This window comes from Hydrogenophilus thermoluteolus, from assembly GCF_003574215.1.
Classification (GTDB): Bacteria; Pseudomonadota; Gammaproteobacteria; order Burkholderiales; family Rhodocyclaceae; genus Hydrogenophilus; species Hydrogenophilus thermoluteolus.
Genome location: NZ_AP018558.1, coordinates 780,758 through 793,129, shown reverse-complemented (window position 1 = coordinate 793,129; position 12,372 = coordinate 780,758). Strand labels below are relative to the sequence as shown.

Annotated in this window: 13 protein-coding genes; 10 read left to right on the top strand and 3 right to left on the bottom strand. The window is 63.0% G+C overall.

Going from position 1 to position 12,372, the window contains the following annotated elements:
- Positions 1 to 37: 37 nt before the first annotated feature.
- Complete coding sequence (mpl, locus tag HPTL_RS03870) at positions 38 to 1,447, bottom strand: UDP-N-acetylmuramate:L-alanyl-gamma-D-glutamyl-meso-diaminopimelate ligase (RefSeq protein ID WP_119334797.1); 1,410 nt, start codon at positions 1,445 to 1,447, stop codon at positions 38 to 40.
- Between the two features lie 55 nt (positions 1,448 to 1,502).
- Here mpl and HPTL_RS03865 point away from each other — a divergent pair, with 55 nt between their 5' ends.
- The 7 genes from HPTL_RS03865 (at position 1,503) to HPTL_RS03835 (ending at position 6,946) form a co-directional block, all read left to right on the top strand.
- Positions 1,503 to 2,084: a hypothetical protein gene (locus tag HPTL_RS03865; protein WP_119334796.1), complete on the top strand. Its 582-nt coding sequence runs from the start codon at positions 1,503 to 1,505 to the stop codon at positions 2,082 to 2,084.
- On the top strand, positions 2,084 to 2,707 hold the full coding sequence (locus HPTL_RS03860) for a TlpA disulfide reductase family protein (protein WP_119334795.1): 624 nt from the start codon (positions 2,084 to 2,086) through the stop codon (positions 2,705 to 2,707). Before HPTL_RS03865 ends, HPTL_RS03860 begins: the two co-directional genes overlap by 1 nt.
- 89 nt (positions 2,708 to 2,796) lie before the next feature.
- Positions 2,797 to 3,282, top strand: coding sequence for a type II 3-dehydroquinate dehydratase (gene aroQ / locus HPTL_RS03855; protein ID WP_119334794.1), 486 nt, complete (start codon positions 2,797 to 2,799; stop codon positions 3,280 to 3,282).
- Between the two features lie 12 nt (positions 3,283 to 3,294).
- Entirely contained in the window at positions 3,295 to 3,783 is a 489-nt protein-coding gene (gene accB, locus HPTL_RS03850) for an acetyl-CoA carboxylase biotin carboxyl carrier protein (protein WP_119334793.1), read from the top strand.
- 7 nt (positions 3,784 to 3,790) lie between these two features.
- The gene (gene accC / locus HPTL_RS03845) at positions 3,791 to 5,191 is read left to right on the top strand and encodes an acetyl-CoA carboxylase biotin carboxylase subunit (protein WP_119334792.1); all 1,401 of its coding nucleotides are present in this window, start codon (positions 3,791 to 3,793) and stop codon (positions 5,189 to 5,191) included.
- Positions 5,172 to 6,089, top strand: coding sequence for a 50S ribosomal protein L11 methyltransferase (prmA, locus tag HPTL_RS03840; protein WP_119334791.1), 918 nt, complete (start codon positions 5,172 to 5,174; stop codon positions 6,087 to 6,089). The genes accC and prmA overlap by 20 nt, the downstream gene beginning before the upstream one ends.
- The gene (locus tag HPTL_RS03835) at positions 6,086 to 6,946 is read left to right on the top strand and encodes a zinc-ribbon and DUF3426 domain-containing protein (protein WP_170141262.1); all 861 of its coding nucleotides are present in this window, start codon (positions 6,086 to 6,088) and stop codon (positions 6,944 to 6,946) included. Before prmA ends, HPTL_RS03835 begins: the two co-directional genes overlap by 4 nt.
- Positions 6,947 to 6,965: 19 nt before the next feature.
- On the opposite strand, the gene HPTL_RS03830 is transcribed toward HPTL_RS03835, so the two are convergent.
- Together HPTL_RS03830 and HPTL_RS03825 are read right to left on the bottom strand one after the other, a co-directional pair.
- Positions 6,966 to 7,433 (bottom strand): outer membrane lipoprotein, encoded by a 468-nt coding sequence (locus tag HPTL_RS03830; protein WP_119334789.1) that lies wholly within the window; start codon positions 7,431 to 7,433, stop codon positions 6,966 to 6,968.
- 53 nt (positions 7,434 to 7,486) lie between these two features.
- Entirely contained in the window at positions 7,487 to 8,413 is a 927-nt protein-coding gene (locus HPTL_RS03825) for a carbohydrate kinase family protein (RefSeq protein ID WP_119336062.1), read from the bottom strand.
- Positions 8,414 to 8,575: 162 nt separating this feature from the next.
- Here HPTL_RS03825 and HPTL_RS03820 point away from each other — a divergent pair, with 162 nt between their 5' ends.
- The 3 genes from HPTL_RS03820 to HPTL_RS03810 all read left to right on the top strand — a co-directional run bounded on the left by HPTL_RS03820 (position 8,576) and on the right by HPTL_RS03810 (position 12,360).
- On the top strand, positions 8,576 to 10,606 hold the full coding sequence (locus HPTL_RS03820) for a PhoX family protein (protein WP_197713768.1): 2,031 nt from the start codon (positions 8,576 to 8,578) through the stop codon (positions 10,604 to 10,606).
- 80 nt (positions 10,607 to 10,686) lie between these two features.
- Positions 10,687 to 11,463 (top strand): GNAT family N-acetyltransferase, encoded by a 777-nt coding sequence (locus tag HPTL_RS03815; RefSeq protein WP_119334788.1) that lies wholly within the window; start codon positions 10,687 to 10,689, stop codon positions 11,461 to 11,463.
- 15 nt (positions 11,464 to 11,478) lie between these two features.
- Positions 11,479 to 12,360, top strand: coding sequence for a lysophospholipid acyltransferase family protein (locus tag HPTL_RS03810; protein WP_119334787.1), 882 nt, complete (start codon positions 11,479 to 11,481; stop codon positions 12,358 to 12,360).
- Positions 12,361 to 12,372 lie beyond the last annotated feature (12 nt).

The following is a 12,372-nucleotide window of genomic DNA, read 5'->3' as shown; positions in this document are numbered from 1 at the left end:
CCAATAGGGTGGACGAACCCACGCTTCGGGGCCCGGATCACACACCAACGCGTCGCTCCTTTGCCATCAGTGCCGCCAGCAAGGTGCGCTGCACCCCTTCGAATGCCCCATTACTCATCACCACCACCGCGTCACCCGGCGCTGCGTAGGCAACGATGCGCGCCACCAACGAATCGATCTCAGTTGCCACCTCGGCCTTCGCACCGAGCGGCGCCAGCGCTGCCGCCAGATCCCAAGACAGCCCTTTCGCGTACCCGAAGACACGATCCGCGCGTGCAAAGGCTGCGGGCAACTCCGCTTGCATCACCCCGCGCTTCATCGTGTTCGACCGCGGTTCGAAAAGCGCGATCAATCGCCCCGTCACCCGGGGTCGCAGCGCATCGAGCGTTGCGGCAATCGCGGTCGGATGGTGGGCAAAGTCGTCGAAGACCGTCACCCCAGCCGCCTCCCCCACCTTTTCGAGACGCCGCTTCACCCCCGGAAAGCTGGCCAGCGCCTCGACCGCCTGCTCGGGAAGCACCCCGGCGTGGCTTGCCGCCGCTACCGCGGCAAGCCCGTTGAGCGCATTATGGACTCCCGGCAACGGAAGGGTCACACTTCCGATCGCTCGCCCATCGAACGCGTAGTGCGCCCGATCCCCTGCCACCTGCACCTGCCAGCGCGGCACTTCCACCCGGTCGTCTGCTTGGGCATTATGTCCACCTAGATACGATTCTGCTAACCCAAAACGGGCCACTTCCGACCATACCCCCCGCGCCAATACCCGATCGATCGCCGGGATTCCCGCACGCGCGAAAATCGCCCCGCTTCGCGGCATCGTTCGGATCAAATGGTGGAATTGCGTCTCGATCGCAGCCAGATCGGGGTAGATATCGGCGTGGTCGTACTCCAAATGGTTGATCACCAACGTCCGCGGGCGGTAATGGAGGAATTTCGCCCGCTTGTCCGAAAAAGCGGTGTCGTACTCGTCGGCTTCGATCACGAAAAATGGAGAATCCCCCAACGCCGCCGGCGCTTCGAACCCCGGCACCGCGCCGCCGATGAGATACCCAGGGTTGAACCCCGCCGTGCGCAAAATATGCGCCGTCATCGCCGTAGTGGTCGTCTTGCCGTGGGTACCGCTCACCGCGATCACCCACCGCCCGCGCAGCACCGTCTCGGCCAACCACTGTGGGCCCGAGACGAAAGGCAAACCGGCGTCCAGGATCGCCTCCAGCAACGGGTTGCCGCGCGAAATCGCATTCCCGACCACGTAACAATCGGCGCCCAAACGAATCTGATCGGCGTCATACCCTTCGATCGGCGTCAACCCATGCGCTGCCAACACGTCGCTCATCGGAGGATAGAGGGGCCCATCACACCCCGTCACCCGGTAGCCGAGCGCTTTCGCCAGAATCGCCACCCCGGCCATGAACACCCCGCCCATACCCAAAATGTGCAGATGCATCGTGCGAAACCGTCCCGTTGGTACAATAGGGCGAATTCTCGCATACCCAATCCCCATGAAACGCAAAACTTACGAGGCGATCGACTACCGCGACGAGATCGCCCATGTTGCTGCGCGGCTCATCTTCGACGAAGGCATTCGTGACCTTGCGTTTGCCAAGCGCAAGGCTGCGAAGCAACTCGGGTTGCCACCGCGCACGATGCTGCCCAGCAACGAAGCGGTCGAAGCGGCACTGGCAGAATTCGTCGCCGAATATGGCGAGATCGAAAACCTTCCAGAACGACTCACCGCGATGCGTCGCGAAGCTGCGCACACGCTTGCGTGGCTTCCGTGGCCTGCCTATTTGGTTGGCGCCGTTGCCCAGGGCACCGCTGGTCCACTAAGCGAAATCGAAATCGACCTCTTTGCCGAATCCGGTAAAGAGGTCGAAATTTTTCTCCTCAACGAACATCGCCATTTCCGGGTCCATACGCCGAAAGCCAGTGCCGCGCGCCGCCCAGAAACCGAATTGATTCTCGAGGACACACCCTATCCTGTCCGGCTGCGCGTCTGGCCCGCGGTCGACGAACGGCGGCGGAAAAAAACGGAGCGCGGCCTTACCCTTGCGATGCTCGAACAACTCTTGCAGGAGGCGTGATGAACGACCCACTCAACTCCCCAAACTCCACCCCCCAAGCGCCGAACCCGACGCCTGCTCGTGCGTCGTCGCGTCGAACCCTCGTCCATTGGGTCATTGCCGGGCTCCTTACCGCGGGCGTCTTGTGGCTCTTTTTCAGTCAAACGGTTTCCACTCAAACCCCAACCGAATCCACCTTCTCGGGCTATGACGCCCGTGCCCTTCAGCAACTCATCACCGCTCAAATGCCGGATATCGACACGGGTAGCCCACGAACCCTGAACGAGTGGCGTGGCAAACCGTTGGTCATCAACTTTTGGGCCACTTGGTGCCCACCGTGCAAAAAAGAGCTCCCCGATTTCGCCGCGGCTGCCCGCCACTACGCTGGGCGTGTCCATTTCGTAGGCTTGGGGCTCGACGAACGCGACAACCTCCTTGCGTTTGCGCGCGAATTCGACCTGCCCTACCCCACCCTGGTCGCAGGCGGCTTTGCCCTGGGGCAGACCACGAAACTCGGCAACCCCAACCGCGGCATGCCCTTTACCTTGGTTCTCGACGCAAACGGACAACCCGTCGCGCACCATGTCGGTCTGATCACCCGCGAGCGGCTCGAAACGCTCATCACCGAAGCGCTCCATCGATGAATCGCATCGGTGTCGCCCTCTAGCCAAAAGCGGCGAAATGCGGCAAACTTGCAGCTTTGCACCGCGAAACGCTGCAAAGGAACGACCCGATGGCTGCTTCCCCTGCCCAACCGTGGCGCATTTTGGTACTCCACGGCCCGAACCTCAACCTCTTGGGCGTGCGCGAACCGGAAATCTACGGTCGCACCACGCTCTCCGACATCCACACTGCGTTGACGGCCCGCGCTGGCGCAAGGGCGATCATCGAGAGCTATCAGAGCAACCACGAAGGGGCGCTTGTCGACCGAATCCAGGCGGCAATGGAAGAGGGCGTCGATTTCATCCTCATCAACCCAGGCGCCTACACCCATACCAGCGTCGCGATTCGCGATGCGCTCGCCGCGGTGCAAATTCCCTTCATCGAAATCCACCTCTCCAACATTCACGCGCGCGAGCCATTTCGGCGCCATTCCTACCTTTCCGACAAAGCCGTGGGCGTCATTGCAGGATTGGGCGCTTTTGGCTATGAGGCGGCGCTCGAAGCGGCGATGGACTGGCTCGAGCGTGAAACGAACCCTAACCGTGCAACCTCTTAAGGAATCCGATCGATGGACCTACGCAAACTCAAGAAATTGATCGAACTCGTCGAAGCGTCCGGGATTGCCGAAATCGAGATCACCGAAGGCGAAGAGAAAGTTCGTATCGCCAAGCAACCGCCGGTCACCCTCCCGTCGGTCACTGCCCCATACCCCGCGGGCGCAACCGTCCACGCCACACCGGTACCCACCGCCCCACAAGCCACACCCGCAGTGAGCACCCCCACCAACGAAACCGCTGCCCCAGCCGACCCGGGATTGCCCCCGGGCCACGTCGTGAAATCGCCGATGGTGGGCACCTTCTACCGCGCCCCTTCACCCACCGCGCCCCCCTTCGTCGAAGTGGGCAGCCATGTCACAGTGGGCGACCGGCTCTGTATCATCGAAGCGATGAAACTGATGAACGAAATCGAAGCCGACGTCGCAGGTGTCGTCAAAGCAATCCTCGTCGAAAACGGCCAGCCGGTCGAATATGGCCAACCCCTCTTCGTGATCGGATGATCCGGCCATGAGTCACACGATCCAACCCACGCTGGACGCAGCGCCCGAACGTCCCCCGTTCAACAAAATCCTGATCGCCAACCGGGGTGAAATCGCGCTCCGGATCCTACGCGCGTGCCGCGAACTCGACATCGCCACGGTGATGGTCTATTCCGAAGCCGACCGTGATAGCAAACCCGTTCGTCTTGCCGACGAAGCGGTGTGCATCGGCCCTGCCCCAGCGGGGAAAAGCTACCTCAACATCCCCGCGATCATCGCTGCCGCCGAAGTGACCGACGCCGAAGCGATCCACCCCGGCTACGGCTTCCTCTCCGAAAACGCCGAATTTGCGCAACGCGTCGAAGCGTGCGGATTCACCTTCATCGGTCCGCGCCCAGAGACGATCGCGATGATGGGGGACAAGGTCGCTGCGAAACGCGCCATGCTCGATGCCGGCGTACCTTGCGTCCCCGGCTCCGACGGCGCGCTACCGGACGACCCCGACGAAATCGTGCGCATCGCGCGCGAGATCGGTTTTCCCGTGATCATCAAAGCCGCTGGCGGCGGGGGTGGTCGCGGCATGCGGGTCGTGCACACCGAAGCCGCGCTCCTTTCCGCAGTCGAAACCACACGCAACGAAGCGCGCGCCGCGTTTGGCAACGCCGCGGTCTACCTCGAAAAATTCTTACAACAACCGCGGCACATCGAAATCCAGGTACTCGCCGACGCCCACGGCAACGCCGTCTGGCTCGGCGAACGGGACTGCTCGATGCAGCGCCGCCACCAAAAAATCATCGAAGAGGCCCCGGCGCCCGGCATCGACCGCGCGGCGATTGCCGAAATCGGCGAAGCGTGCGCCGAAGCCTGTCGTCGTATCGGCTACCGCGGTGCAGGTACCTTCGAGTTTCTCTACGAAAACGGGCGCTTCTACTTCATCGAAATGAACACCCGCATCCAGGTCGAACACCCAGTGACCGAACTCATCACCGGAATCGACCTCGTGCAGGCGCAAATCCGCATCGCGGCAGGCGAACCGCTGTGGTTCCCCCAACAAGCGGTTTCCCTTCGCGGTCATGCGATCGAATGCCGCATCAACGCCGAAGACCCTTACCGCTTCACCCCTTCACCGGGACGCGTCGAACAGTGGCACGCCCCTGGCGGTCCGGGAGTACGGGTCGACTCCCACGTCTATTCCGGCTACACCGTGCCCCCCCACTACGACTCGATGATCGGTAAACTCATCGTTCATGCCTCTACCCGTCGCCAAGCCATCGCCAAGATGCGCGGCGCGTTGCAAGAGCTCGTCGTCACGGGGATTCAGACCAACGCCCCGCTGCACCTGCAACTCATGAACGACGCTGCGTTCGGCGAAGGGGGCGTCTCGATCCACTACCTGGAGCAGTGGCTCGATGCCCGCGGCAAAAAATAGCGCCGCACGCTGGCTCGAAGTCCGGATCGTCCTACCGGCCGAGGACGCGGAACGGCTCGCTGAAGTCGCACTCGACCACGGCGCCCTTTCGGCAACCCTGGAAGACGCCGACGCCGGAACCCCGGACGAAACCCCCCAATTCGGCGAACCCGGCGAAGCCCCGGCCACCTTGTGGCGGCGATCCGTCGTCGCGCTCCTCTTCGACAGCGACGCCCCGTGGTCGCAACGTCTGGCCGAAATGGCCCGCGCCGCGCAGGTCACACTCCCCGACGAACCCGAACTCGTGCCGATCGCCGAAACCGATTGGGTGCGGCAAACCCAAAACCAATTCCCGCCGATCGCGGTTGCCGACGGCGCGCTCTGGATCGTACCCAGCTGGCACGAACCCCCCGCCACTACGGCACCCGTAATCCGTCTTGACCCGGGATTGGCTTTTGGCACCGGTAGCCACCCCACCACCCACCTCTGCCTGGAATGGCTTGTACGCGAAGTCACCGCTGGCGCTTCGGTACTCGACTACGGGTGTGGATCGGGTATTCTGGCGATCGCCGCAGCCAAGCTGGGCGCCAGTGCAGTCACTGCGGTCGACATCGACGCCGACGCACGCACTGCCACCTGCGCCAACGCCGAAGCAAACAGCGTCGATCTCACTGTGCTGCCCGCCGATGCGCCCCTTAACCAAACGTTCGACTTGGTGGTTGCGAACATCCTCACCAGACCGCTCATCGTCCTGGCACCGACCTTGGCAACACGCGTCGCATCGCAAGGCAAAATCGCGCTTGCAGGGATTCTTGCCGAACAGGCCGATGCCGTCATCGCTGCGTACGCCCCATGGATTCGGCTCGAAATCGCTGCCGAACGGGAGGGCTGGGTACGGCTAGAGGGAACCCGATCATGACCACAGCCGACGATCGGTGCCTGCGTGATGAACCGTTCAGCGGCAAACGCATCGTCCGTTGTCCCCATTGCGGTGCCACCTTCGCCACCAGTGACCGGGTTCTGGCAAAAGCCCAGGGATGGGCACTGTGCGGCGAATGTTTCGAACCGTTCAACGCGCTCCGTGCTACCGTTTCCGAACTCCCCCCGGAAGAACGTGCCCTGAAGCCTTCGGACGAACCGGCACCCCCGCCCGCAGCCCCAAACGAAACCGAAAACCGCGTCGAACCCAGCCCCTCCCCGTTCGAACACGCAGACGCGGAATCGCTCAGCCCGAGCGCGGTAACGGCCGCCTATCGCAACCCTGCCGCACTGGATCGCGACCCCCCCACCCCGCCAGCAGCCCGCAACCCGCTTGCGCACGCGATCGCGTTGCTTTTGGCGCTCCTCCTTTTCCTTACCGCGCTTGGGCAAGCAGCATGGGTTGCGCACCCCACACTGATCCGCATCTTCCCCGAACTCTACCCCATCGGGGAAACGATCTGCCAAGCGCTGGGCTGCACGCTCACACCGCCAGCGGACTCCGAACGGATACAGATCGATGACGCCCGCCTCATCAAAGAAGCCGACCCTGCGCGTTATACCCTCGAATTGACCATGACGAACCGCGCCGACTACCCGATGCCGTGGCCCCACCTGGCCCTCACCCTGACCGACGGACTCGGCCGAGCACTCGTGCGCAAAAACCTTCTGCCTGCCGATTGGGGGGCACCGCAGACGACGCCGTTTGCCCCCCACCGCCGCATCGCGGTCACGCTTTCGCTACAAATCGTCGAAAGCGGGATCGTCGGTTTCGAAGTCGTCCCGTTTTACCCGTAACCGCCCGTAACCCGCGCCATCAACGGGCAACGCGCGCGTTGCCGTAACGGTCGGTCAAAAGCCGAACCCGTTCGCCAACGCGGAACCCTTCACCTTCATCCTCTTGGGTCACCGCCAAGACGCGGCCATTGTCGAGGCGCACCGTGATCTCTACCCCTGGGCGAGCGGTCACGGCACCCTCCACGGCTTGACCGGCCACGGCACCCGCAACCGCCCCCACCGCGGTGGTGGCAATTCGGCCACGTCCGCCACCCAAGGTGTTCCCCGCAAGCCCCCCCAAAAGCGCACCCGTGAGCGTTCCAGCGCCCGATTCCGTCCCTTCGAGCTGCACCGGACGGATCGCTTCGATCACCCCGTATTTGACCTCCATCACCCGCCGCGCCTCAGTACGGGCGTAGGCGCTGCTCCCCAAACTGGGCGCACACCCGGTCACCAGCAGCGCGCTACCAGCCACCCCGACGATCACCGTCAAAAACCGTTTGTTCATCGAAACCTCCTGCTGCTGCGCGTTTCCGATCCACCATTGTCACGACGTACCGACTACGGCATTTTAGCCCATGCTGCCCCGACCCTGTAGTGGGTGCGCAACCGCGCCACCGCTTCAGAAAAGGTAAGGGCATAGTTCTGCGCGCCGCTCACCGCGATCTTTTCCGAACCCATCACCGACCCGAGCCGTACCGCATCGCCCCAATCGGCCCCGAGCGCTTTCGCACACAAGAGTCCGGCGCGAAACGCGTCGCCGCACCCCGTCGGATCGACCACCGCTCGCGGCGGCACAGCCTCGATCCGTTCGCACCGCCCATCACAGAAAAGATCCGCGCCTTCTCCGCCTCGGGTCACGATCAGCGCCTCGACCCTCTCCGCCAACTGCGGCAGCCGCAACCCCGTGCGCTCCTCCAACAGCTTCGCTTCGTAGTCGTTGACCACCGCGACCTGCGCCAATTCCAGGCAGCGCACCAACTCCGCGCCGGTCAAGAGCGGCAACCCCTGCCCCGGATCGAAAACGAACGGCACCGCCAGTTCGTGAAAGGTTTCGCAGTGGACCAACATCCCTTCGCGCCCGTCGGGCGCGACGATCCCCCATACAGCGCCCCACCCCGGCTCGATCGATGCGGCGTGCGAACGCAGCATCGCACCCGGATGAAACGCCGTGATCTGGTTGTCGTCGAGGTCGGTGATGATATAAGCCTGCGCCGTCATCTCTTCCGCGAAGAGACGGATCCCCTCGTCGCGGATCCCCAACTGGCGCAACCGTTCCAAATAGGGCCCGGCATCCTGCCCCATCGTCGCGACAATGATCGGATCCATCCCCAGCAACCGCAACCCATACGCGATGTTTCCGGCGCACCCACCGAATTCTCGCCGCAATTCGGGAACGTGGAACGCCACGTTCAAGATATGGATCTGTTCCGGCAAGATGTGGTTGCGGAAACGATCGGGAAAGACCATGATCGTATCGTAGGCCATCGACCCACACACCGCAATCGGAAAAGACACGGTTCCCCCTTAGCAAAGCCCAAAATCCGGGCCATTCTAGCGGTAAGGCACCCCCCGGTCAATCAGATCCTGTCATCAAGTTGTCACACCGATTCGCTAAGCTACCCGTGTCTGCACGACAGGAGCGCAACGATGAAAGCATACGACGAACCGCTGAGCAACGACAGCACCAATCCAACGTTCCACGAAATTGCCGCGTGCGTGATGGAAAAGCGGCGAGCACTCCTCAAAGGAGCGGTTGGTAGTGCGCTTTTGGCCCTCTTTGCGCCCTGGACGAACGCCGCCACCGCCCGTGGTACCGCCGCAGCACTGCCCGGTGCACCGCAACGCGTGTCGAATACCAGCACGCTGCTTGCCCCTTTTGGCCCCAGCATCCCGACACACTCCGAAGATCGTGTCACCGTGATGCCTGGTTTCAAGATCCGCGCGATCCTCCCCTGGGGCGACCCGCTGACCCATCCCAACGCCCATTTCAAACCGGATGGCAGCAACACCGCCGCCGAGCAAGCGCAGCAGATCGGTGACAACCACGACGGGATGCACCTCTTTCCATTTCCCGGAAAAAGCGACGAAGGACTCCTTGCGCTCAACCACGAATACACCAATCTGGAATACCTCTATCCCGCCGATTTCCTACCCCAAGCGACGCTGAGTGAGGAAAAAGCGAACAAAGCGATCGCGGCGCACGGTGTCTCGATCATCCATCTGCGACGCGGGCCAAACGGCTGGGACAAAGTGCCGGAAAGTCGCTACCACCGCCGCATCACTGGCGCCACCCCGTGCGCGCTCACCGGCCCCGCTGCAGGTCACCCGCTCCTGCAAACGCAAGACGACCCCAGCGGCCGACTCGTCCTGGGAACGCTCAACAACTGTGCACACGGCGTCACCCCGTGGGGTACCTACCTCACCTGCGAAGAAAACTTCAACGGCTACTTCGGTAATGGCAACCCCAACGATCCGATGCACAAACGCTACGGCATCGCAAATGGTTTCGGTTACCGCTGGCATGAAGCGATCCCCCGTTTCGACGTGGCGCGCACCCCGAACGAACCCAACCGTTTCGGTTGGGTGGTCGAAATCGACCCGTTCGATCCGGAAAGCACACCGAAAAAACGCACCGCGCTTGGGCGTTTCAAACACGAAAACGCCGCGGTGACGCTCGCAAAAGATGGACGGGTGGTCGTCTATATGGGCGACGACGAACGGTTCGAATACCTCTACAAATTCGTCAGCCGAAAACCGTTCGACCCGACCAATCCGGAGGCGAACCGTGATCTTTTGGACGACGGTGACCTCTTCGTTGCGGAATTCACGAGCAACGACACGGGCAACGGCCGCCTGCTCGGGCGTTGGCATCTCCTTTCCCGCGCCAATCCGAAAATCGCATCAGACCCCCGGTTCCCCACGGACGCCGAGGTCCTCATTTTCACCCGTGCCGCGGCAGACGTTGCAGGCGCGACCAAAATGGATCGGCCCGAATGGATCGCGATCCACCCAACGAGCGGCGAAGTCTTCGTCACCCTCACCAACAACAGCAAACGTCAAGCCGATGCCGTCGACGCCGCGAACCCGCGCGCGCCCAACTTCTGGGGGCAGATCGTCCGCTGGCAAGAGGCAGGAAACGACGCCGCTGCAACCGAGTTCGCGTGGGATTTCTTCGTCATAGCCGGCAACCCGGCAGTCTACCCGGAAACGGATCCCCGCGCCGGCTCGATCAACGTCACTCGCGAAAACATGTTCAACTCCCCCGATGGGCTCGCGTTCGACCGCATGGGGCGGCTCTGGATCCAGACCGACGGCAATTACAGCAATCGTGGCGAATTCGCGGGGCAAGGCAACAACCAGATGTTGGTTGCCGACCCGAATACCGGCGAAATCCGCCGCTTTCTCGTCGGGCCGTCGGGTTGCGAAATCACCGGCATCACCTTCAGCCCAGACGGTCGCACGATGTTCATCAACATCCAACACCCAGGTGAAGCGGAAGGGCATCCGCGCGCCCCCGGTTTTCCGGCTGAAATGCTTAACACAGTGCTCAACCAACAACCCACGCTCTTTTCCGACTGGCCACACAGCCAATTCCCGGAAATCACCGGTGGCCGGCCCCGCAGCGCCACGCTCGTGATCGAACGGGAAGATGGCGCTCCGATCTTCGGCGCTGCCTGAACGCCAACGCCACAACCCCCTGCCCGCACCCCTGAGTGGCTGCGGGCAGCTGGGAAACCCCGTCACACAGGGAGCAAGCCATGACCGCGACCGACCCCACCCTCTGTTTTGCCGAAACCCCGCGCTATCGCCTCATCCTCGCCCACGACGACGCGCAACTGCTCGCCGCACAGCGGCTGCGCTACCGTGTCTTTGCAGGCGAGTGGGGCGCTCGCCTCAAAACCCGCAAGCCGGGCCTTGATCACGACCTTTTCGACCCCTTCTGCCACCATCTGCTCGTGCTCGACAAGAGTGACGATTCGGTGGTCGGTTGCTACCGTCTGCTGCCGTCCCGCAGCGCACGGGTCGTCGGCGAACGGTGCGCCGAAGCCGAATACGATCTCACCCGCATCAAACGGCTCGATTTCGTCGAACTGTCGCGCGCCTGTATCGCCCCCGAACACCGCACTGGCGCGGTGATCGGACTGCTTTTTCGCGGTCTTGCCACGTACCTTGCGCGCTTTCGTGTCCGGTACCTTTTCGGTCTGGCGTCGTTCCCCTACCATGGCGGCCTCGACGCCGTGCTCGCGCAATACCGGACCCTGCGGCAAAAGTACGAAGCGCCGATCGAATTTCATGTCACCCCGTGGCGCCGCATCGAACCGATGCCGCTCGACGGCGTCGAACCCGCGCCTTGTCCCTCGCTCATCTTGGCCTACTTGGCCGCAGGTGCTTGGATTGCAGGCGACCCGACGATCGACCCCGATTTCCACTGCGTCGACTTTCCCGTGCTACTCGACGGAGAACGGCTCGCCCCGCGCTACCGCCGACACTTCTCCCGAAATGCGCTTCGTAGCGAATCGTTGAGTCACGCGTGACCGGTGGCGCACACGATGGTTGCACCGCACCGCCCGACGCCCACCCCAAGCAGGTACCGCTTGGCGTCTGCCCCCACATCTGCTACGCTTGATCGCTTCGAACCTTGCCTGGGTAAAGCGCTGCCGCCTTTGACCTTCGAAAACGCTACTACCGCCCAACGCTACCGCACCGCGTGGTGGTGCAAACTGCGGCTCTTTGGCTGGCTCCTCTTCGGGCTACTCGCCACGATCGCCCTCTTCCCGTGGCTTCGCCCAAGCCAACGAGCGCGCCTCCGATCCTTCTGGGCACGGCGGATTCTGGCCGCACTCGACGTCGAGCTCGTCGTCACCGGCGCCATCCACCCAGGTGCGCTCGTCGTCGCAAACCACATCTCCTGGCTCGACATCCCAGTCCTCATGGCCGTGGCTCCCATGCGGTTCGTCGCCAAAAGTGAGGTACGGCGCTGGCCCGTGTTGGGTTGGCTCGCCGCTCAGCACGGCACGATTTTCCTTGCGCGCGGCTCCAAGCACCACGCTGCGACCATCGGCAAAACCCTCACCGCGGCGCTCCAAAACGGCGAAACCGTCGCCTTGTTTCCCGAAGGAACGACAACCGACGGCACCACCCTGCGGTCGTTTCACAGCGCGTTACTGAGTAGCGCCGTGCACGCCAACGCACCCGTGCAACCGGTCGCGCTCAGTTACCACCGCGCAGACGGTACCCCAACCACCGCGGCCGCGTTCGTCGGCGCAATGACCTTCTGGGATACCCTCGAAAACCTCCTTGCGGCCCGACCGCTCACCGCCCGCGTGCAACTCCTTTCCCCCCTTACCGGAAACGACCGCAAAACGCTCACCCGCAACGCCGAACAGGCGATCCGCGCGGCTTTGGCGCACGCGCAGGAAGAAGCCGCGTAGCCCGTGCACCGA